The 20,966-nt window shown below is 71.4% G+C and carries 20 protein-coding genes and 1 riboswitch; of the genes, 14 read left to right on the top strand and 6 right to left on the bottom strand.

Translation table 11 applies throughout. The features are described 5' to 3' along the window. The first annotated feature begins 94 nt into the window (after positions 1-94). Positions 95-997 carry a DMT family transporter gene (locus HMPREF2716_RS15755; RefSeq protein WP_003114958.1) on the top strand — a complete coding sequence of 301 codons (903 nt, stop codon included), beginning with the start codon at positions 95-97 and terminating at the stop codon, positions 995-997. Here the strand turns inward: HMPREF2716_RS15755 and HMPREF2716_RS15750 are convergent. The 5 genes from HMPREF2716_RS15750 to HMPREF2716_RS15730 all read right to left on the bottom strand — a co-directional run bounded on the left by HMPREF2716_RS15750 (position 994) and on the right by HMPREF2716_RS15730 (position 5,318). Continuing rightward, on the bottom strand, positions 994-2,247 hold the full coding sequence (locus tag HMPREF2716_RS15750; protein WP_023088444.1) for an NAD(P)/FAD-dependent oxidoreductase: 1,254 nt from the start codon (positions 2,245-2,247) through the stop codon (positions 994-996). The genes HMPREF2716_RS15755 and HMPREF2716_RS15750 overlap by 4 nt on opposite strands. Beyond that, positions 2,244-2,480 carry a (2Fe-2S)-binding protein gene (locus HMPREF2716_RS15745; RefSeq protein ID WP_003114956.1) on the bottom strand — a complete coding sequence of 79 codons (237 nt, stop codon included), beginning with the start codon at positions 2,478-2,480 and terminating at the stop codon, positions 2,244-2,246. Before HMPREF2716_RS15745 ends, HMPREF2716_RS15750 begins: the two co-directional genes overlap by 4 nt. Further along, entirely contained in the window at positions 2,477-3,592 is a 1,116-nt protein-coding gene (gene lhpB / locus HMPREF2716_RS15740; protein WP_043492820.1) for a D-hydroxyproline dehydrogenase subunit beta LhpB, read from the bottom strand. The genes HMPREF2716_RS15745 and lhpB overlap by 4 nt, the downstream gene beginning before the upstream one ends. After that, positions 3,589-4,533: a 4-hydroxyproline epimerase gene (locus HMPREF2716_RS15735; protein WP_003082577.1), complete on the bottom strand. Its 945-nt coding sequence runs from the start codon at positions 4,531-4,533 to the stop codon at positions 3,589-3,591. The genes lhpB and HMPREF2716_RS15735 overlap by 4 nt, the downstream gene beginning before the upstream one ends. A 116-nt stretch (positions 4,534-4,649) precedes the next feature. Next, entirely contained in the window at positions 4,650-5,318 is a 669-nt protein-coding gene (locus HMPREF2716_RS15730; RefSeq protein WP_003086767.1) for a GntR family transcriptional regulator, read from the bottom strand. Between the two features lie 300 nt (positions 5,319-5,618). Between HMPREF2716_RS15730 and HMPREF2716_RS15720 the strand changes: the two genes are divergently transcribed. From HMPREF2716_RS15720 to HMPREF2716_RS15665, 12 genes are all read left to right on the top strand, one after another. Continuing rightward, positions 5,619-7,658 carry an FUSC family protein gene (locus HMPREF2716_RS15720; RefSeq protein WP_003123102.1) on the top strand — a complete coding sequence of 680 codons (2,040 nt, stop codon included), beginning with the start codon at positions 5,619-5,621 and terminating at the stop codon, positions 7,656-7,658. Positions 7,659-7,705: 47 nt separating this feature from the next. Continuing rightward, positions 7,706-7,914, top strand: a riboswitch (cobalamin riboswitch). A gap of 95 nt (positions 7,915-8,009) precedes the next feature. Further along, positions 8,010-9,860, top strand: coding sequence for a TonB-dependent vitamin B12 receptor (gene btuB, locus HMPREF2716_RS15715; RefSeq protein ID WP_004348772.1), 1,851 nt, complete (start codon positions 8,010-8,012; stop codon positions 9,858-9,860). A gap of 63 nt (positions 9,861-9,923) precedes the next feature. Further along, positions 9,924-10,535: a cob(I)yrinic acid a,c-diamide adenosyltransferase gene (gene cobO / locus HMPREF2716_RS15710; protein ID WP_003082589.1), complete on the top strand. Its 612-nt coding sequence runs from the start codon at positions 9,924-9,926 to the stop codon at positions 10,533-10,535. A 31-nt stretch (positions 10,536-10,566) separates the two neighbouring features. Continuing rightward, positions 10,567-11,874 carry a cobyrinic acid a,c-diamide synthase CobB gene (locus HMPREF2716_RS15705; protein WP_033966578.1) on the top strand — a complete coding sequence of 436 codons (1,308 nt, stop codon included), beginning with the start codon at positions 10,567-10,569 and terminating at the stop codon, positions 11,872-11,874. Between the two features lies 1 nt (position 11,875). Further along, the gene (gene bluB / locus HMPREF2716_RS15700) at positions 11,876-12,532 is read left to right on the top strand and encodes a 5,6-dimethylbenzimidazole synthase (protein WP_070621953.1); all 657 of its coding nucleotides are present in this window, start codon (positions 11,876-11,878) and stop codon (positions 12,530-12,532) included. Then, entirely contained in the window at positions 12,529-13,467 is a 939-nt protein-coding gene (gene cbiB, locus HMPREF2716_RS15695) for an adenosylcobinamide-phosphate synthase CbiB (RefSeq protein WP_014603142.1), read from the top strand. Before bluB ends, cbiB begins: the two co-directional genes overlap by 4 nt. Beyond that, entirely contained in the window at positions 13,460-14,455 is a 996-nt protein-coding gene (gene cobD, locus HMPREF2716_RS15690; protein ID WP_003123098.1) for a threonine-phosphate decarboxylase CobD, read from the top strand. Before cbiB ends, cobD begins: the two co-directional genes overlap by 8 nt. Continuing rightward, positions 14,448-15,920 (top strand): cobyric acid synthase, encoded by a 1,473-nt coding sequence (locus HMPREF2716_RS15685; RefSeq protein WP_058148886.1) that lies wholly within the window; start codon positions 14,448-14,450, stop codon positions 15,918-15,920. Before cobD ends, HMPREF2716_RS15685 begins: the two co-directional genes overlap by 8 nt. Continuing rightward, positions 15,913-16,434 carry a bifunctional adenosylcobinamide kinase/adenosylcobinamide-phosphate guanylyltransferase gene (gene cobU, locus HMPREF2716_RS15680; RefSeq protein WP_003082599.1) on the top strand — a complete coding sequence of 174 codons (522 nt, stop codon included), beginning with the start codon at positions 15,913-15,915 and terminating at the stop codon, positions 16,432-16,434. The genes HMPREF2716_RS15685 and cobU overlap by 8 nt, the downstream gene beginning before the upstream one ends. Next, positions 16,431-17,486 (top strand): nicotinate-nucleotide--dimethylbenzimidazole phosphoribosyltransferase, encoded by a 1,056-nt coding sequence (cobT, locus tag HMPREF2716_RS15675; protein WP_003112354.1) that lies wholly within the window; start codon positions 16,431-16,433, stop codon positions 17,484-17,486. The genes cobU and cobT overlap by 4 nt, the downstream gene beginning before the upstream one ends. Next, positions 17,483-18,067 (top strand): alpha-ribazole phosphatase family protein, encoded by a 585-nt coding sequence (gene cobC, locus HMPREF2716_RS15670; protein WP_003112355.1) that lies wholly within the window; start codon positions 17,483-17,485, stop codon positions 18,065-18,067. The genes cobT and cobC overlap by 4 nt, the downstream gene beginning before the upstream one ends. 2 nt (positions 18,068-18,069) lie before the next feature. Beyond that, positions 18,070-18,807, top strand: a complete 738-nt coding sequence (locus HMPREF2716_RS15665) for an adenosylcobinamide-GDP ribazoletransferase (protein ID WP_003086787.1) — start codon at positions 18,070-18,072, stop codon at positions 18,805-18,807. Here the strand turns inward: HMPREF2716_RS15665 and HMPREF2716_RS15660 are convergent. Then, on the bottom strand, positions 18,770-20,275 hold the full coding sequence (locus HMPREF2716_RS15660) for an MFS transporter (protein WP_003082607.1): 1,506 nt from the start codon (positions 20,273-20,275) through the stop codon (positions 18,770-18,772). The two genes, HMPREF2716_RS15665 and HMPREF2716_RS15660, sit on opposite strands and share 38 nt — an antisense overlap. Positions 20,276-20,393: 118 nt before the next feature. Here HMPREF2716_RS15660 and HMPREF2716_RS15655 point away from each other — a divergent pair, with 118 nt between their 5' ends. Continuing rightward, positions 20,394-20,954 (top strand): TetR/AcrR family transcriptional regulator, encoded by a 561-nt coding sequence (locus HMPREF2716_RS15655; RefSeq protein WP_023106922.1) that lies wholly within the window; start codon positions 20,394-20,396, stop codon positions 20,952-20,954. Positions 20,955-20,966 lie beyond the last annotated feature (12 nt).

The following is a 20,966-nucleotide window of genomic DNA, read 5'->3' as shown; positions in this document are numbered from 1 at the left end:
CGATTTCCTGCATGACTGGTGCAGATAGTTTCGTTTGATAGTAGCGGCGGAGGCCGCCTAGCCTCGACTCGAACCTGACCGACGGAGGCGAGCGATGCGCGCGACCACCTGCACCCCGCGAGCGATGCCTGGGGCGACCCGCCTGCTGGCCGTGCAACTGGGCATGGTACTGGCCTGGAGTTCCGGCTTCGTCGGCTACCGCTATGCCATGGAACAGGCGCCGGTGTTCCTCACCAGCTTCTGGCGCTTCGCCGTTTGCCTGGCGCTGCTGCTGCCCTTCGCCTGGGCCGGGCTGCGCCGGTTGTCGGCGCGCCAGTGGCGGCGCCAGGCGCTGATCGGGGCGTTGGCCTACGCGGGCTACATCGCGCCGATCGCCAAGGCCATCGAACTCGGCGTCTCGCCGGGCGTGGCGGCGCTGATGGCCGACCTGTTGCCGCTGCTGGTGGCCTTGCTGGCGCTGGTCCTGCCGGGGCAGCGAACGCGGCCGGGGCAGTGGCCGGGGATCGCCCTGGGCGTCGCCGGGGTGCTCTGGGCCGGGCATGCGGCGTTGGCGCTGGGGCGGGCGCCGGGCTGGGCCTACGGCCTGCCGCTGCTGGGCATGCTGGCGCTGGCCCTGGCCACCCTGTTGCAGAAGCGCTGGGACGATGCGCCGGGATCGCTGGCCGTGGTGCTGTTCGTGCAGATCGGCGCCGCGCTGCCGGCGTTCGCCGGCCTGGCGCTGGCGGAGGGTAGCCTGCGGCCGCCGCTGTCCGGCGGATTCCTGTTCGGGCTCGCCTGGCTGGTGCTGCTGCCCACCTTCGGCGGCTACGGCCTGTACTGGCTGGGCCTGCGCCATCTTTCCGCACAGGGTGGCAGCGCGGCGCTGTACCTGAGCCCGGCGCTGACCCTGCTATGGGCGCACTGGATGTTCGCCGAGCCGCTGACACCCATGCTGCTGGGTGGCCTGCTGCTGTCGCTGGCCGGCCTCGGCTGGCTGTATCGCGCCGAGCGTCGCTAGCCGGCGTCGCCCTGCCAGCAGGCCAGGGTCTCCAGGCGCGCCGGGCTGAACGGCGGACGCGGCGCCGGAGGCGTCCAGCCGAACAGGAATTGCGCGGCGCTGCCGCATATCCGCCCCTGGCAGGCGCCCATGCCGCAACGGCTGTGCAGCTTGGCCTCGGTCCAGCCGGCATGCCCGGCCAGCGCGGCCAAGGGGACGTCTTCGCAACGGCAGACCAGGGTATCCGCCTCCGCCAGTTCACGCAGTTCGGCACGCAGGGCGAAGTGTCGCGCCAGGGTGTCGGCGAAGCCCTGCCAGCGTCGCCGTCGTGGCCACAGGCGGCGAGCCGCGTCGCGCTCGTCGACGGCGGCATGGCCGGCGATGGTGCCTTCCACCAGGGCCAGTTCGCTGCCGCCGAAGCCGGTGCATTCGCCGGCGGCGTAGTGGTCGGGCAGGCTGCCGGCCTGCCATTCGTCGACGGCGAGCGCCGGGCCGTCGAGGCGATAGCCGAGGGCCTGGCCGAGTTGCACGTTGGGCACCAGGCCGAAGCCGCAGGCCAGGCGTTCGCAGGCGATCTCGCGGACCCGACCGCCTTCGCGCAGGCGCACGGCTTCCAGGCGCTCCTCGCCGAGGGCGGCGAGCACGTAGCTGTCGGCGCGGTAGCTACGGGCGAACAGGCCGGCGGCCTGCCACAGCTTGCCGGGCCAGCGCGGGAGGCGTACGGCGAAGGCGGCCAGGGTTCTCGCCGGCGCCTGTTCGGCGACGTGCAGCAGGCGCGCCCCGCAGTGGCTGGCGCTGGCGGCGCTGGCCAGCAGCAGCGGGCCGGAGCCGGCCACCACCAGGCGCTGGCCGGCCAGTGGCAGGCCGCCCTTGGCCAACGCCTGCAGGCCGCCGGCGCCGGTGACGCCGGGGAGGGTCCAGCCGGGAAAAGGCAGCAGCAGTTCGCGGGCGCCGGTGCAGAGGACCAGGCGTCGGTAGCCGACCTGCCAGCCACGTTGCGGGTCTTCCAGCAACAGGCGCCTGCCGGGACCGCAGGCGACCACCCGGGTCGCCGGGAAGTGCTCGACATTGGCCTGCCCGGCCAGGCGTTGGCGCATCTGATGGGCACGCGGCGGAAGGCTGGCACGCGGGCCGTCGCGCCAGATCTGTCCGCCGGCGGCCGGGTTGTCGTCGACCAGGGCGATGCGCGCGCCGCTCGGCGCGGCGGCCAGCGCTGCGGCCAGGCCGGCGGGGCCGGCACCGACGATCAGCAGGTCGTAGTCGGCGCTCATGCCTGGGTCTCCACGCGCATGCCGGATTGGCAGACGGTCTGGCAGGCCAGGCGTCGCCGACCGTCGATCAATACCCGGCATTCCTGGCACGCGCCCATGCCGCAGAACGGCGCGCGCCGCCCGCCGCCGACCGCGCTGCGGGAGCAGCCGTCGCCGCCGAGGGCGAGGGCGGCCGCCACGCTGGTACCGACGGCGACCCGCAGCGGACGCCGGTCGATGAACAGTTCGATCATGGCCGGGCACTCCTGGAGCTGGAGAGGAAGCGTTGCGGCAGATAAGGCGTGGCATCCAGCGGCGGCGTTTCGCCGAACAACTGGGCGGCGAGCAGGCGCGCGCTGCCCGGCGCGGTGGTCACGCCCAGGCCCTCGTGGCCGACCGCCAGCCACAGGCCTGGCTGCGCCGGGTGCTCGCCAAGCAGCGGCAGGCCGTCCGGAGTGGCGGCGCGGAAGCCGGTCCAGGCGCGGATCGCATTGAGGTCGGCGAGCCCCGGCAGGTAGTCCAGGGCACGCCGCAGCATGCGCGCCAGCACCGGGCCTTCCACCTGCGGGTCGAGCGTGTCGAACTGCCGCGAGGAGCCGAGGAAGACCTGCCCGGTGGGGCGCGGCTGGGCGTTGAAGGCTACCGAGGTACCGCTGCTGGCGTGGGCGCTGCTGACATAGCCGAGTTCCACCAGTTGATGGCGGAGGGTGCCGGGATAGCGGTCGGTGATCAGCAGGTGGCCTTTCTTCGGGCGGATCGGCAGCTCCGCGCACAGCTCGCCGGCATGGATGCCGTTGGCCAGCACCAGCGCCTCGGCGCTCAGCCAGCGGCCGTCGGCCAGGCGCAGGCGGCTGCCGTCCACTTCGCTGACTTCGGCGTACAGCCGGCGCAGGCGCGGCCCGGCCTGGTCGAGCAGCCAGCGCGCGGCGTTGGGCGCGTAGAGGATGCCGTCGCCGGACACCTCCAGGGCGCCGGCCAGGCCCGGCCGCAGGGCCGGTTCGAGGGCGTACAGGCGCGCGGCGCCAAGCATCCGGCAGGCAACGCCGGCGGCTTGCAGCGCCTGGCGCTTGCGTTCGGCCTCGGCGAGTTCGCTGGCGTCGGCGGCCAGCCAGAGGGTGCCGCAATTGCGGTACGCGCAGTCTTCCGGCAGATCCGCCGCCCAGGCGCGCCAGGCCTGGATCGAGTAGTCGCTGAGGGCCAGTTCGGCCGGGTTGTCGTCCATCGCCACCAGGTGCCCCATGCCCACCGCGGTGGCACCGCCGCGGCGGCTGTCCAGCACCAGTACGTCGAGGCCGCGACGCGCCAGTTCATGGGCGCAGGCGCTGCCGACGATGCCGGCGCCGACCACGATGACCTCGGCGTTCACCGGCGGATGCCCCAGGCGAACGGATCGTCGTCCGCCAGCAGCAGGGTGGCTTCCGCGCTGACGTGGGCGCGGCCGCGGATGGTCGGCACGATGCGCCCGCCGGGCTGGCCGTCGAGCCATTCGTAACGCCCCTCGAACTGGCTGCCGATCACGCTCGCCTGGCGCCAGGGCTGGCCGGGCAGCAGCTTGCCGTCGGCGGCCAGGCAGGCCAGCTTGGCGCTGGTGCCGGTGCCGCAGGGCGAGCGGTCGTAGGCCTTGCCGGGACAGAGCACGAAGTTGCGGCTGTCGGCGTGGGGATCGTCGGCGAACAGTTCGATGTGATCGATGGCGCCGCCGTCCTCGCCGCGGATGCCCTGGTCTTCCAGCGCCTGCTGGACGGCGACGGTGTAGGCGGTGAGGGCGTCGAGGTTGTCGCCGGCGATGCGCTGGCCGTGTCCGGCGACCAGGAAGAACCAGTTGCCGCCCCAGGCGATGTCGCCGCTGACCCGGCCGATGCCGGGCACTTCGACGCTGACCTGGCGACGGTAGCGGTAGGCCGGCACGTTGCGCACGCTGACCGAGCCGTCCTCGTGGAGGGTCGCCTCGACCTCGCCGACCGGCGTCTCGATGCGGTGCACGCCGGGACCGATCCGCCCGAGGTGTGCCAGCGAGGCGACCAGGCCGATGGTGCCGTGGCCGCACATGCCGAGGTAGCCACTGTTGTTGAAGAAGATCACTCCGGCACAGGCTTCGGGATCGACCGGTGCGCAGAGCAGGGCGCCGACCAGTACGTCGCTGCCGCGCGGTTCGAGGATGCAGGCGGCGCGCCAGGCGTCATGGCGCTCGCCGAGCAGGCGCCGGCGCTCGGCCATGTCGCCCTGGCCGAGATCGGGAAAACCGCCGATGACCAGGCGGGTGGGCTCGCCGCCGGTATGCGAATCGATGATGCGGATGCGTTGCATGGTGGCCCTCGCCTGTGCCGGGGAATGCGCCACAGGGTGGCGTTTCGGCGGGGCGGGGCGCTTGAGGGTTTTCGCTCAGGCGGATGACGAAAGCGGCATAGCCGGGATGGCCCGGCTCAGGTGCTGGCCGGGCGGTTCGGCAGGTGTTCGTAGAGGGTCCGGCAGACCCCGACGATATGTGCCTCGATCAGTGCCGCGGCCCGTTCGGCATCGCCGGCGCGACAGGCGGCGACGATCTCGCGGTGTTCCTGGTCGGCGCGCTGCTTGCCTTCGGACAGGCTCATCTGCATGCGCAGGTAGCGTTCCAGCTTGTCGTGGATGGAGCGGATCAGGTTGACCAGGAACGGCCGCTGCGCCGGTTCGTAGAGGCAGGCGTGCAGTTGCCAGTTGAGTTCGGCCCAGCGGCCGACGTTGTCTTCGCCGACGAAGTCGGCGCAGATCGCCTCGGCGCGGGCGAAGGTGGTCTCGTCCATGTTCGGCACCGCCAGGCGGATCGCCTGCGCCTCGAGCAGCACCCGCACTTCGAACATCTGCGCCAGTTCCGGTTCGGAAATACGCGTCACCACCGCGCCCTTGTTGCGCTGGAACAGCACCAGGCCTTCCGCTTCCAGGCGCTTGAGGGCCTCGCGGACGGGAATCTTGCTGACATTGAAGAGTTGCGCGATGTCGTCCTGGCGGATCGGTTCGTCCTCGGCGAAATGCCCGGCGATGATCGCTTCGCGCAGGTGCTTGGCGATGATCTCGGAGGCCGAAGGAGCGATGCCCAGGTTAGGGGCGTTGAGCATGGAGAGAGGCAAGCGGGGCAACCTGCGTGGCGTTGGGAACGTGCGGGATATTGTATACGAACGCTCGGCGGCTGCCGCTGCCGGTTGGCGCCTTCTGCGCAGGCGTGTTGGTTGGCTCCAGTGGGCCTCCGTGCTGCTGCGGGACGCCCTTGGCGTGATGCCTCCCACGCAGGAGAGGGGCGGGCGGCGGCGCATGTTTCGCAGGGCGAAACGCTCTTCCGGAAAGTTCGCGGAGAGGCTGGACAATAGAAAATTAGCTTGCTAATAATTCGCTCGCTCATGTATTTCGGGGCGTCCGCGATGGCCAAGCCTTCCTTCTTTTCCTCCGACCTGGTGCAGGTGCTGCTGTGCCCGCGCTTGCACGAACTGCAGTTCGCGGTGAAGGCCCTGCTGGCCGGCGGGTTGGCCCTGTACCTGGCCTTCAGCCTGGAGCTGGAGCAGCCGCAATGGGCATTGATGACGGTGTTCGTGGTCAGCCAGCCCTATAGCGGCATGGTCCTGGCCAAGGGCATGTTCCGCCTGATCGGCACCTGCGCCGGTGCGCTGGTGTCCATCGGCATGGTCGCGCTCTATGGTCAGGCGTCGCTGCCCTTCCTCCTGCTGATGGCGCTCTGGCTGGCGTTCTGCACCGCCGGCGCGTCGCTGCTGCACAACCATGCATCCTACGGTTTCGTCCTGGCCGGCTACACCGCGGCGATCGTCGCCCTGCCGGCCAGCGCCGATCCGGCGACGGTGTTCGACCAGGCGGTGGCCCGCTGCTCGGAGATCGGCCTGGGCATCCTCTGCGCGGCGCTGGTGAATGTACTGCTCTGGCCGCGGCGCCTGGAACGCCAGTTGGCGAACCAGGGCAAGGCGGCCTGGGAGGCCGGCTTGCAGGCGGCCGCGGCGGAGCTGCGCGGTGCCGACGAACGCGGCGAGCTGCTCGCGGCGCTGGGGCGGATCGCCGCGGCGGACGCCCAGCGCGACCACGCCTGGTTCGAGGGCGCACTCGGCCGCGCCCGTTCCCAGGCCTTGCGCGTGCTTGGCCTCGACCTGCTCGGCCTGCTGCGCGCGGCGCGCAAGGTGGCTCGCGAGCGGAGGCTGCTCGATCCGGCCAGCGCGCACGCCTTGCAGCCCTGGCTGGAAGAACTCGAGGCACTGTTGCGCGAGGGCCGCCAGGCCGAGTTCGAGGCCTGCCGGCAGCGCTTGCGCCTGGCGCTGGACGCGGCGCATGGACAGTTGCACCTGTGCCTGGTCTGCCTCGAACGCCTGCTCGGCGAGGCGAGGGCGGCCGGGCGCAGCGTCGAGGCGCTGGTCTATGGCGCGCCCACCCGCCAGGCGCCGGGCGCCATCGCCTGGCACCGGGACATCGAGCGCGGCGTGCTGTTCGGCCTGCGCAGCGCCCTGGCGTTCCTCTGCGTGGCCGCGTTCTGGCTGGCCAGCGCCTGGCCGAGCGGGTTGGGCGCGGTGTCGATCACCGGCGTGGTGCTGAGTCTCTTCGCCAGCCGCGACAACCCGGCCCAGGCCGGCCTGAACTTCCTTCGCGGGATCCTCCTGTCGATCCCGCTGGCCGGCTTCGTCGCACTGTTCTACCTGCCCGGCGTGGACGGCTTCCCGCTGCTCTGCCTGGGCCTGGGCGTACCGCTGTTCTTCGCCGCGCTGTGCGTGAACCGGGCGAGCCTGGCCGGGATCGCCTCGCCGTTCTGCATCTTCTTCGTGAAGAACGTCGCGCCGAGCAACAGCATGAGCTACGACCTCGCGCACTTCCTCAACAACGCCCTGTCGACGGTGCTCGGGGTGGCCTTCGCCGTGCTGGTGTTCAACCTGGTCAGCCTGCGGCCGGGCGAACGCCATTACCGGCGCATGCTGCAGGCCACCCTCGGCGACCTGGCGCGGCTCACCCTGCGCTCGCCGGCGCAGGCTGAGGCCTGGTTCGGCGGGCGCACCGCGGATCGCCTGATCCGCCTGGCGCAGCGCTACGACCGTTTGCCGGAGGGGCGCCGCCAGCCCTGGTCGGACGGCCTGATGGGACTCGACTTCGGCGACGAGCTGCTCTACCTGCGGCAGTGCCTGGAGGAGGTCCCGGCGTCCCTGGCGCAGGCCCGCGACCGCTACCTGCGGCGCCTGCGCCTGGCGCTGCTGGGCGATGGCCCGCGGGCTGAGCGTGAACACGCCCTCGACCCGCCGACCGCGCGCCTGCTCAAGGCCCTGGCCGCCAGCCCGCTGGCCGGCAGCGAACGCGGCGAGCTGGCCGGCGCCGCGCTGGTGCAGTTGCAGGCCACCTGGCGGCAGTGGTGCCGCAGCCATGCTCCGGCCGGGACGGCGCTGCGCGCGGACCCGCTCCCCGGAGCCGGGCGCTAGTTCTGCGGTGGCCGCCCACATTGACCGCGCAAGCCCCGAACCACTAAGCTGCGCGCCTTGCGACAGGTGCCCCGCAAGGGGTGAAACAGGGAAGCTGGTGCGTTCCGTCGGAACCAGGCCAGCGCTGCCCCCGCAACGGTAGGCGAATCAGACAGCCGCTCGATGACCACTGTGCTCCGGCATGGGAAGGCGCGGCTGGAAGCGTCCAGCGCTTCGCTCGCGAGCCCGGAGACCGGCCTGACGCACCCACGGCATCGCGGAGGGCGCTGTCGGACGTCTCCTGCCGTCGCTTCGTCCTCCGTCTGCCTCAACCCAGGTCGCGCGGGTGAGAGCGACGGAGCAGCGCAGAGCATGAACAGAGTTTTCCTGACCCCGGCAGCCGTGGCGCTGTGCGGCGCGTCTTCCCTGAGCCTGGCCGAACCGGTCAGCCTTGCCGACCAGGTGGTGACCGCCACCCGTACCGCCCAGACCGCTTCCCAGAGCCTGGCGGCGGTGAGCGTCATCGACCGCGAGGATATCGAGCGCAGCCAGGCGCGCAGCGTGCCGGAGCTGTTGCGCCAGGTACCCGGCGTGTCGCTGGCGAACAACGGCGGTTTCGGCAAGAACACCACGCTGTTCCTGCGCGGCACCGAGTCCGACCATGTGCTGGTGCTGATCGACGGCATCAAGGTCGGCTCGGCCAGCGCTGGCCTCACCGCGTTCCAGGACTTGCCGGTGGAGCTGATCGAGCGCATCGAGGTGGTCCGCGGGCCGCGTTCCAGCCTGTACGGCTCGGAGGCCATCGGCGGGGTGATCCAGATCTTCACCCGGCGCGGCGACGGCCAGGGCGCCAAGCCGTTCTTCTCCGCCGGTTACGGCACCCATCAGACCCTGGAGGGCAGCGCCGGGGTCAGCGGCGGCGCTGGCAACGGCTGGTACAGCCTCGGGGTGAGCAGCTTCGATACGGCGGGGATCAATACCAAGCGCGCCGGTACTGCGGGCTATGAGCCAGACCGAGACGGCTACCGCAACCTGTCCGGCAACCTGCGCGGCGGCTATCGCTTCGACAATGGCCTGGAACTCGACGGTACCCTGCTGAGGGCCAAGTCGCACAACGACTATGACCAGGTCTTCGGCAACTCCGGTTTCAATGCCAACGCCGACGGCGAGCAGAACCTGGTCGGCGGCCGTGCCCGCTTCACTCCGTTCGATCCCTGGCTGGTGACCCTCCAGGCCGGGCGCAGCGAGGACAAGGCTGATGCCTATCAGGATGGCCGTTTCTACTCGCGCTTCGATACCCGTCGCGACAGCCTGTCCTGGCAGAACGACCTGACCCTGGCCGAAGGCCATGTGCTGACCCTCGGCTACGACTGGCAGAAGGACGAGATCAGCAGCAGCGAAGCCTTCAGCGTCGACTCGCGGCTGAACAAAGGCTGGTTCGCCCAGTACCTCGGCCAGTACGGTCGCCAGGATTGGCAACTGAGCCTGCGCCGCGACGACAACCAGCAGTTCGGCGTGCACGACACCGGCAGCGCCGCCTGGGGCTACGCGCTGAGCGACGCGCTGCGCTTCACCGTCAGCTACGGCACGGCGTTCAAGGCGCCGACCTTCAACGAACTCTACTACCCTGACTACGGCAATCCCGACCTGGACGCCGAGACTTCGCGCAGCCTGGAAGTCGGGCTGAGCGGTACGCATGGCTGGGGGCACTGGGCGGTAAATGCCTTCCGTACCAACGTCGACGACCTGATCGGCAACGATCCGCGTCCGGCGCCGGGGCGCCCCTGGGGGCAGCCGAACAACATCGACGAAGCGCGCATCCGTGGCGTCGAACTGGTCCTCGGCAGCCAGTGGCTGGGCTGGGACTGGAACGCCAACGCAACCTTCCTCGACCCGCAAAACCGTTCCGGCGGCGTCAACGACGGCAACGAGCTGCCGCGCCGGGCGCGGCGGATGTTCAACCTGGAACTGGACCGGCGCTTCGAGCGTCTTTCGCTGGGCGCCAGCGTGCACGCCGAAGGCCGACGCTATGATGACCCGGCCAACAAGGTGCGCCTGGGCGGCTACGCCACCCTCGACCTGCGCAGCGAGTACCGGCTGAACGACGAATGGCGCCTGCAGGGCCGGATCGCCAACCTGTTCGGTGCCGACTACGAAACCGCGTATGGCTACAACCAGCCTGGCCAGGCGGTCTACCTCAGCGTGCGCTACCAGGCTCTGTGAGGCCGGGTATTTCGAATGAGCGAGGCGACGGCGCGGCCGCGTCGCCGCAAGGAGTGATCGACGATGAACGAATCCCCCGAGAAGGACCAGCGCCACCGCGAGCGGATGGAGCGCAAGAAGGCCGTGGTCGACGAGAAGATCGCCCAGGCCCGCGACGAACGCGGCGTGCTCCTGGTGCATAGCGGCAACGGCAAGGGCAAGAGCAGCTCGGCCTTCGGCATGGTCGCGCGGGCCCTGGGCCATGGCATGAAGGTCGGTGTCGTGCAGTTCATCAAGGGCGCCGCCAGCACCGGCGAGGAAGCCTTCTTCCGGCGCTTCCCCGAGGAAGTCAGCTACCACGTGATGGGCGAGGGCTTCACCTGGGAGACCCAGGACCGCCAGCGCGACATCGCCAAGGCCGAGGCAGCCTGGAAGGTCGCCGCGCAATTGCTGGCCGACCCGGACGTGGGCCTGGTGGTGCTGGACGAATTGAACATCGCCCTCAAGCACGGCTACCTGGAACTGGACAGGGTCCTCGCCGACATCCAGGCGCGCCCGGCCATGCAGCATGTGGTGGTGACCGGCCGCGGCGCGCAGCCGGGGATGGTCGAGGCCGCCGACACGGTGACCGAGATGAGCCTGGTCAAGCACGCGTTCAAGGCCGGGATCAAGGCGCAGAAAGGAGTGGAATTCTGATGCCGGCGCCATGCGCGGAGACGCTTCGCCCATGACCCAGGCACGCTGTCCGGCCCTGCTGATCGCCGCCCCGGCCTCCGGCCAGGGCAAGACCACCGTCACCGCCGCCCTGGCCCGCCTGCATGCGCGCCAGGGGCGGCGGGTGCGGGTGTTCAAGTGCGGGCCGGACTTCCTCGACCCGATGATCCTCGCCCGCGCCTCCGGCGCGCCGGTCTACCAGCTCGACCTGTGGATGGTCGGCGAGGCCGAAGCGCGACGCCTGCTGGCGCGGGCCGCCGGCGAGGCCGACCTGATCCTCATCGAAGGGGTGATGGGCCTGTTCGATGGCAACCCCTCGGCGGCAGACCTGGCGCGGCGTTTCGGCGTGCCGGTGCTGGGGGTGATCAACGGCGCGGCGATGGCCCAGACCTTCGGCGCGCTAGCCTACGGCCTGGCGCATTTCCAGCCGGACCTGCCGTTTTCCGGAGTGCTCGGCAACCGCGTCGGCAGCCAGCGCCACAGCGACATCCTGCGCGATTGCCTGCCGCCCGGCATGCGCTGGTTCGGCGGCCTGCCGCGCTCGGCCGAATTCGAACTGCCGAGCCGCCACCTGGGCCTGGTCCAGGCCGAGGAACTGGCCGATCTCGATGCGCGCCTGGACGCCGCCGCCGACGCCTTGCGGGCCAGCGCCGAGACCGACCTGCCGGAGCCGGTGACCTTCGAGGTGCCCGCTCCGGCGCCGCTGCAAAGCAGCCTGGAAGGCGTGCGCATCGGCGTGGCTCGCGATGCCTCGTTCGCCTTCCTCTACCAGGCCAATCTCGACCTGCTGCGCGAACTCGGCGCCGAACTGGCGTTCTTCTCGCCGCTGCAGGACCAGGCGTTGCCCGCCGTGGACAGCCTGTACCTGCCGGGCGGCTACCCCGAACTGTACCTGGGGCGCCTGCAGGGCAATCGCGCCATGGCCGAGGCGATCCGAGCCCACCATGCCGCCGGCAAGCCGCTGCTGGCCGAGTGCGGCGGCATGCTCTACCTGCTCGACTGCCTGGAAGACGCCGACGGCGAGCGCGGCGAACTGCTCGGCCTGCTGCCGGGCCGGGCGCGCCTGCAGAAGCGCCTGACCGCCCTGGCCTTGCAGGAGGTCGAGCTGCCGGAAGGGCGGCTGCGCGGGCATACCTTCCATCACTCGACCCTCGACTGCGCCGTCGAGCCTCTGGCCCGTGGCGTCTGCCCGAACGGCCGGAACACGGCGGAGGCGGTGTTCCGTCTTGGCCGGCTGACGGCTTCCTATATCCATTTCTACCTGCCTTCCAACCCGCAGGCCGCCGCTGCGTTGCTGGCGCCCGCGCGAGACGCCGACTGACATGTCCGATTCTTCCCACGCCTTCAGCGCCACGGAGCGCGCCGCCGTCTACCGGGCCATCGCCGAGCGCCGCGACATGCGCCACTTCAGCGGCGGCAGCGTGGCGCCGGAGCTGCTCGCGCGGCTGCTGGAGGCCGCACACCAGGCGCCCAGCGTCGGCCTGATGCAACCCTGGCGCTTCATCCGTATCCCCGAGCCGGCGTTGCGGCGGGCCATCCACGGGCTGGTCGAGGAGGAACGCGGACGCACCGCCGAAGCCCTCGGCGAGCGCTCCGACGAGTTCATGCGGCTCAAGGTCGAGGGCGTGCTGGATTGCGCCGAACTGCTGGTCGCCGCCCTGATGGACGACCGCGAACGCCATGTGTTCGGTCGCCGGACCCTGCCGCAGATGGACCTGGCGTCGCTCGCCTGCGCGATCCAGAACCTCTGGCTGGCCAGTCGCGCCGAGGGCCTGGGGATGGGCTGGGTATCGTTGTTCGATCCGGCCGCGCTGGGCGAGTTGCTCGGCCTGCCGCCCGGCAGCGAGGCGGTGGCGGTGCTCTGCCTGGGCCCGGTGGCGGAGTTCTACCCGGCGCCGATGCTGGCGCTGGAGGGTTGGAGCGAACCGCGTCCGCTGGCCGAGCTGGTCTACCAGAACCGTTGGGGCGAGCGAGCATGAGCGCACTGCTGGGTATCCTCGGCGTGGCGCTGGATGCGCGCTTCGGCGAGCCGCAGGGCTGGCACCCGCTGGTCGCCTTCGGCCGCCTGGCCGATCGCCTGGAGCGCCGTTTCAACCGCTCGCGCCTGGCCGGCGAGGCCGATCCCGGGGTCGGCTGGCGCAGCCACGGGGTGACCGCCTGGGTCCTCGCGGTACTGCCGCTGACCCTGCTGGCCTGGGCGCTCGCTGAACTTCCCTACCTCGGCTGGCTGGTCCAGGCCCTGGCGCTGTACGCCGCGCTCGGCCTGCGCAGCCTCGGCGAGCACGCCGAACCGGTGGCGCTGGCCTTGCGCGCCGGCGACCTGGACGAGGCGCGGCGACGTGTCGGCTACCTGGTCAGCCGCGATACCCGCGAACTGGACCAGGCCGGGGTCGCCCGCGCGGCCACCGAATCGGTACTGGAGAACGGCAGCGACGCGGTCTACGCCGCCCTGTTCTGGTTCGCCGTGGCCGGCGCGCCGGGGGTGGTGCTGTATCGCCTGAGCAATACCCTGGACGCGATGTGGGGCTACCGCAACGCGCGCTTCGAGCGCTTCGGCTGGGCCGCGGCGAAGATCGACGACATCCTCAACTACCTGCCGGCGCGGCTGGTGGCGCTGACCTACGCGCTGCTCGGCGACACCCGCCAGGCCCTGCGCTGCTGGCGCGAGCAGGCGCCGCAATGGGACAGCCCCAACGCCGGCCCGGTGATGGCCGCCGGCGCCGGTGCGCTGGGGGTTTCCCTGGGCGGCGCGGCGATCTACCACGGCGAGCTGCACCAGCGGCCGCTCCTCGGCAGCGGCCCGCAGCCGCAGGGCCGCGACATCTATCGGGCCCTGGCGCTGGTGCGCCAGGGCGTGCTGCTCTGGCTGCTGGTGCTGGCCGGACTCTGGGCCATGGGGTGGCTGCATGCTTGAACACGGAGGGCGGTTGCGCGAGGCGGCGCGCCGTTACGACATTCCGCTGGCGGACTGGCTGGACCTGTCCACCGGCATCGCGCCCTGGCCGTTTCCGCTGCCGGCGATCCCCGAGCAGGCCTGGACCCGCCTGCCGGAGAGCGACGACGGCCTGGAAGCCGCCGCCTGCCTCTACTACGGCGCCGAACGGGTATTGCCGCTGGCTGGCAGCCAGGCGGCGATCCAGGCCCTGCCGAGGATGCGGCGGGGCGGGCGGGTCGGCGTCCTGTCGCCGTGCTACGCCGAGCACGCCCACGCCTGGCGCCAGGCCGGGCACCTGGTGCGGGAGATCGGCGAGGCCGAGGTCGAGCCCTATCTCGACAGCCTCGACGTGCTGCTGGTGGTCAACCCGAACAACCCCACCGGGCGGGTCTTCGAGCCCGCCGAGCTGCTGGCCTGGCATGCCCGCCTGCAACGTCGCGGCGGCTGGCTGCTGGTCGACGAGGCGTTCATGGACTGCACCCCGCAGTCGAGCCTGGCGGCCTGCAGCAACCGGCCCGGATTGATCGTGCTGCGCTCGTTCGGCAAGTTCTTCGGCCTGGCCGGCGCGCGGCTCGGCTTCGCCCTCGGCGAACGGCCGCTGTTGCAGGCGCTGGCCGAGCAGCTCGGCCCGTGGACGGTCAATGGCCCGGTGCGCCATGTGGCCCAGAGTGCCTTGCGCGACCGCCAGCAACAGCGCCAGCAGCGCGAGCGCCTGCTGGCCGCCAGCCAGCGCCTGGAGGAACTGCTGCGCCGCCACGGCTGGCCGCCGGCGGGCGGCAGCGCGCTGTTCCAGCGCCTGGTCGATCCACGCTGCGCGGCGTTGCACGACTACCTGGCGCGGCGCGGCATCCTCACCCGCCAATTCGAGCAGCCGGCCAGCCTGCGCCTCGGCCTGCCCGCCGACGAGGCCGCCTGGGCCCGGCTGGATGCCGCGCTGCTCGGCTTCAAGGAGCCTGCTCATGAGTGATCGCGGACGGACCCTGATGGTCCAGGGCACCACCTCGGACGCCGGCAAGAGCACCCTGGTGACCGCGCTGTGCCGCTGGCTGGCCCGGCGCGGCGTCGCGGTGGTGCCGTTCAAGCCGCAGAACATGGCGCTGAACAGCGCGGTCACCGCCGACGGCGGCGAGATCGGCCGCGCCCAGGCGGTCCAGGCCCAGGCCTGCCGGCTGGCGCCGCACACCGACATGAACCCGGTGCTGCTCAAGCCGAACACCGACATCGGCGCCCAGGTGATCATCCATGGCCGCGCGGTGACCAGCATGGACGCCGCCGCCTACCACGACTACAAGCGCGTGGCGATGGAAGCGGTGCTGGCTTCCCATGGGCGGCTCGCCGCCGCCTACCGGGTGGTGATGGTGGAGGGCGCCGGCTCGCCGGCGGAGATCAACCTGCGCGCCAACGACATCGCCAACATGGGCTTCGCCGAAGCGGTGGATTGCCCGGTGATCCTGGTCGCCGATATCGACCGCGGCGGGGTCTTCGCCCACCTGGTCGGCACCCTGGAACTGCTCTCCGACTCGGAGCGGGAGCGGGTCAAGGGCTTCGTCATCAATCGTTTCCGCGGCGACATCGCCCTGCTGCAACCTGGCCTCGACTGGCTGGAGACGCGCACCGGCAAGCCGGTGCTCGGCGTGCTGCCCTATGTCAGCGACCTGCACCTGGAGGCGGAGGACGCCATCGACACGCGCCAGGCGGCCAAGGTCGGGCCGCGCCTGAAGGTGGTGGTGCCGGTGCTGCCGAGGATCAGCAACCACACCGATTTCGATCCGCTGCGCCTGCACCCCCAGGTCGAGTTGAGCTTCGTCGGCCCCGGCCAGGCGCTGCCGTCGGCGGACCTGATCGTCCTGCCCGGCTCGAAGAGCGTGCGCGCCGACCTCGCGGCGCTGCGCGAGCGTGGCTGGGACGAGGCGATCCTCCGTCACCTGCGCTACGGCGGTCGCCTGCTGGGGATCTGCGGCGGCCTGCAGATGCTCGGCGAGCGCCTGCACGATCCGCTCGGCCTGGAAGGCGCGGCCGGCAGCAGCGCTGGCCTCGGCCTGCTGGCGTTGGAAACGACCCTGGAGGCGGACAAGCAATTGCGCAACGTACAGGGCCGCCTGAGCCTGGAGGATGCGCCGCTGTCGGGCTACGAGATCCATGCCGGAGTCACCCGTGGCGAAGCCCTGGCGCGGCCGGCGGTGGTGCTCGACGATGGCCGCGCGGATGGTGCCCGCAGCGTCGACGGGAACGTCATGGGCACCTACCTGCACGGCCTGTTCGAATCCACCGCGGCCTGTTCGGCGCTGCTGCGCTGGGCCGGCCTGCGCGAGGTCCAGGCGGTGGACTACCAGGCCTTGCGCGAACGCGACATCGAGCGGCTCGCCGACCTGGTCGAGCGCCACCTGGATACCGGGCGATTGCTCGCCCTCTGCGGAGAACCCCATGCGTGACCTGATCCTTGGCGGCGCCCGTTCCGGCAAGAGCCGCCTGGCCGAGCGCCTGGCCGCCGAGAGCGGGCTGGCGGTGAGCTACATCGCCACCGCCCAGGCCGGCGACGGCGAAATGGGCCGGCGCATCGCCGAGCACCGCGCGCGCCGCCCGGCCCACTGGCGAACCCTGGAGGAGCCTCTGGCGCTGGCGGCGACGCTGCGCAGCGAGGCCGAGGCCGGACGCTGCCTGCTGGTCGACTGCCTGACCCTGTGGCTGACCAACCTGCTGCTCTGCGACGATCCCCAGCGTCTCGACGGCGAGCGCGAGGCGCTGCTGGAATGTCTCGGCGAGCTGCCGGGACGGATCATCTTGGTCAGCAACGAAACCGGGCTCGGCGTGGTGCCGCTGGGCGAACTCAGCCGGCGCTACGTCGACGAGGCCGGCTGGCTGCACCAGGCCATCGCCGAACGCTGCGAACGGGTGACCTTCACCGTCGCCGGCCTGCCCATGCCGTTGAAAGGAGAACCGCTATGAGTCTGCAATGGTGGCGCGACACCTGCCGCGAGGCGGACCCGCAGATGCGCCGGCGCGCGGCCGAACGCCAGGACCGGTTGACCAAGCCGCGCGGCTCGCTGGGCCGCCTGGAGCAAGTGGCGATCGACCTGGCGGCGTTGCAGGGGCGCGAACGACCGAGCCTGGAGAGGATCTGGGTGACGGTCTTCGCCGGCGACCACGGGGTAGTCGCCGAGGGCATCTCGGCCTATCCGCAGGCGGTCACCGGCGAGATGCTGCGCAACTTCGTCCGCGGCGGCGCGGCGATCAGCGTGCTGGCGCGCGAACTCGGCGCCGGCCTGGAGGTGGTCGACCTGGGCACCGCGTTCCCCCTGGAAGCCTTGCCCGGCGTGCGTCACCTGCGCCTGGCGGCGGGCACCGCGAACTTCGTCGAGGCCCCGGCGATGGGCGCCGAAGAGTGCCTGCTGGCGCTCGAGGCCGGGCGCGAAAGCGTGCGCCGCGCCGAGCAGGCCGGCAGCCAGCTGTTCATCGGCGGCGAGATGGGCATCGGCAATACCACCGCGGCGGCGGCCATGGCCTGCGCGCTGCTGGATGCGCCGGCGAGCGCGCTGGTCGGGCCGGGAACCGGGCTGGACGCCAGCGGCGTGGCGCACAAGGCCGCGGTGATCGAGCGTGCCCTGGCCCTGCACGGCGCCCATCGCGCCGACCCCTTCGAAACCCTCCGCCGTCTCGGTGGCCTGGAGATCGCCGCGCTGGCCGGCGCCTACCTGGCCTGCGCGCAGAAAGGCATGGTCGCCCTGGTCGACGGCTACATCTGCAGCGTCGCGGCGCTCTGCGCGGTGCGCCTGAACCCGGCCTGCCGCGACTGGCTGCTGTTCGCCCACAGCGGTGCCGAGCCGGGCCATCGCCATGTGCTCGAAGCCCTGGCGGCGCAACCGCTGCTCGACCTCGGCCTGCGCCTGGGCGAGGGCAGCGGCGCGGCGCTGGCGGTGCCGCTGCTGCGCCAGGCCTGCGCGCTGCACGCGGGGATGGCGACCTTCGCCGAAGCGGCGGTCTCGGACCGCCCGGCATGAGCCTGCGCCTGGACCTCCTGCGGCATGGCGAAACCGAGTCCGGCGGCGGTTTCCGCGGCAGCCTCGACGACGCCTTGACCGCGCGTGGCTGGGCGCAGATGCGCACGGCGGTGGAAGGCGGACGCTGGGACCTGCTGGTCAGCTCGCCATTGCAACGTTGCCGCGCCTTCGCCGAGGAACTGGCGCAGCGCCAGGGGATCGAGCTGGAACTGGAAAACGATCTGCGCGAACTGCATTTCGGCGCTTGGGAGGGGCGCTCGGCGGCCGCCCTGATGGACGGCCACAGCGAGGCGCTCGGCCGCTTCTGGGCCGATCCCTACGCCTTTACCCCGCCGGGCGGCGAGCCGCTGTCCGAGTTCGAGGCGCGGGTGCTGGCCGCCCAGCGACGCCTGCGCCAGCGTCATGCCGGCCGTCGTGTGCTGCTGGTGACCCATGGCGGCGTCATCCGTCTGTTGCTCGCTCGCGCCCGTGGCCTGCCGCGCGAGCACTTGCTGCAGGTGGACGTCGGTCATGGCGCACTGTTCGGCCTGCGCGCCGGAGAGGGCGATGATCGCTGGCACGAATGCCGGGAAGGGGAATAGTCATGCGCGAAGCCTTGCGCTCACTGCTGGTCGCCTTGCAGTTCCTCACCCGCCTGCCGGTGCGCCTGTCGGCGATGCCGACGCCGGAACAGTTCGGCCGCGCGGTGCTCTGCTATCCACTGGTCGGGGTGCTGATCGGCGTCGTGCTGTACGCCGCGGCGCGGTCGCTCGACGGTACGCCGCCGCTGTTGCAGGCAGCCTTGCTGCTGAGCCTGTGGGTGGCGCTGAGCGGCGCGCTGCACCTGGACGGCCTGGCCGACATGGCGGACGCCTGGGTCGGCGGGCTGGGCGACCGCGAGCGGACCCTGGCGATCATGAAGGACCCGCGCAGCGGCCCGGTGGCGGTGGTGGTCCTGGTACTGGTCCTGTTGTTGAAGTTCTCCGCCCTGGCGGCGCTGCTCGGCCAGGGCGAGGCCGGGTTGTTGCCGCTGGCCCCGTGGCTGGCGCGCAGCAGCCTGCCGCTGCTGTTCCTGACCACGCCCTACGCGCGCCCCGGCGGCCTCGGCCAGGCCATCGCCGAGCACCTGCCGGCGCGCAGCCTGCCGTGGGTGCTGGGGGTGAGTTTCGGCCTGGCCCTGGCGTTCGGCCTGGCCGGCCTGCTGGCGTTGCTGGTGACGCTGATGCTCTTCGCCTGGCTGCGCAGCCGTTTCCTCGCGCGCCTCGGCGGCACCACCGGGGACACCGCCGGCGCGCTGGTCGAACTTACCGAGTGTGCGGTGCTGGTGGCGCTGGCTCTGTAGCCGGACGCGGCTGGCGCAGGACCGCCATGGCGCTGAGGAAGAGCAGCGCGGCGGCGGCCAGCAGCACGGCGACGAAGGCCTGGTCGAAAGCCTGCCGGGCAAGCTCGACGAGCCGCGACGCGACCTCCGGCGCCAGGCCCTCGGCGACCAACAGGGCGTCGTCGAGGCTGTCGCGGACCCGCGCCGGCAGCTCGGCCGAGGGCAGCCTCAGCGACATCCCGTAGACGAAACTCATCAGGCTGCCGAGCAGGGTCACGCCGATCACCCCGCCCAGTTCGTAGGACACGTCCTCGATGGCGGCCGCCATTCCGGAACTCTGTTCGTCCACGTTGAGCATCACCGCGGTGGAGGCGGCGGTCATCGCGCCGCCGAAGCCGACGCCGAGCAGCACCAGGCTGGCCAGTTGCGCTCCGGTGGCGGCCTGGTAGGACAGGGCCAGGCCGAGCAATCCGGCGCTGCCGAGCAGCAGGGAGGCGCACATCACCCGGTTCTCGCCCCAGCGCGGCACCAGCCAACCGGCCAGCGGCCCGACAACCAGCGAGGCCAGCGGGATCGGCAGGACGAACAGGCCGGCCTTCAGCGGCGTCAGGCCCTGCACCAGTTGCAGGTGCTGGCTGAACACCAGTTCCATGCCGACCAGCGCCATGGTCGCCACCAGGGCCACCGCGACGCCGCGGGCGAAGCGCCGGTTGCGGAACAGCGCGAAGTCGATCATCGGTTCGCGGGCGCGGCGCTGGCGGCGGACGAACAGGTACAGGCAGAGCATGCCGCCGAGCGCGGCCAGGACGGCCAGCCCGAAGTCCGGGGCGCGTGTGCTGAGTTCCTTGATCGCATACACCACCCCGACCAGGCCGAACATCACCTGCAGCGAGCCGAGGGCGTCCCATGGGCGCCGTGACTGGCCGCCGCAGGCGGGGATGGCCGGCAGCGCCAGCAACAGGGCGATGGCCACCACCGGGACGTTGATGAGGAACACCGAGCCCCACCAGAAGAACTCCAGCAGCACGCCGCCGACCACCGGCCCCAGCGCCGCGCCGGCAGAGGCGACGGAGGCCCAGATGCCGATGGCCAGGGCGCGTTCGCGTTCGTCCTGGAAGACATGGCGGACGATCGACAGGGTCGCCGGCATCATCAGTGCCGCGCCCACCGCCAACCCGGCGCGGGCGGCGATCAGCGCCGCGGCGCTGGGGGCGAAGGCGGCGCACAGCGAGGCCAGGCCGAACAGCGGCAGGCCGGCGAGGAACAGCCGCTTGTGGCCAAGGCGGTCGCTGAGCAAACCGGCGCCGGGCAGCAGGCCGGCGACCACCAGCGGATAGGCGTTGACGATCCAGAGCTTCTCCGCGGCCGTCGCGCCGAGGTCGTGGGTCAGGCGCGGCAGGGCCGTGTAGAGCACGGTCATGTCGATGATGATGAGGAACAGGGCGCTGGAGACGATGGCCAGGACCAGCCAGCGATTCTGCCGGAACATGGGATAACCTCTGTGGCGAACGGTTCTTCGCTCGCCGTGGATAACGGGAATTGCGCGCCACGGGCGGACGCGTGAAAATATAAATACATACGTATGGATTCAAACTCAAGAGGTAGCCATGGGACGCCGACGAACGATCGACCGCGACCAGTTGCTCGATGCCGCCGAGGCGGTGATCGCCCGCGAGGGCGCGGCCGGCCTGACCATCGATGCGGTGGCGAAGGAGATGGGCATCACCAAGGGCGGCGTGCAGTACTGCTTCGGTACCAAGGACGCGCTGATCGACGCGATCTTCGAGCGCTGGGGCAAGGCCTACGACAGCCTGTTCGAAGCGGTGGCGGGGAAGCAGCCGACGCCGCTGACGCGGGTTCGCGCGCATGCCGAGGCGACCCAGCGTTCGGACGAGTTGTCCAGCAGCAAGGCGGCGGCGCTGATGGCGGCGCTGATCCAGACGCCCGAGCACCTGGAGGGCAGCAACCAGTGGTATCGCAGCCGGTTGGAAGGCCTGGACCTGTCCGCACCCGAGGGGCGCCGTGCGCGCCTGGCGTTCCTGGCGGTGGAGGGCGCCTTCATGTTGCGCTACTTCCGCCTGATGGACATTGGCCAGGACGAGTGGGACTCGATGCTCGACGACGTTCGTGCGTTGTTGCTGACCCCGGCTGGCGCCAGCGGAGACTGAGGCTCCGCTGGC

The sequence above is a fragment of the Pseudomonas sp. HMSC076A11 genome (assembly GCF_001810205.1).
In the GTDB taxonomy this organism is placed as follows: domain Bacteria; phylum Pseudomonadota; class Gammaproteobacteria; order Pseudomonadales; family Pseudomonadaceae; genus Pseudomonas; species Pseudomonas aeruginosa.
This window is presented reverse-complemented; position numbering and strand designations above follow the sequence as displayed.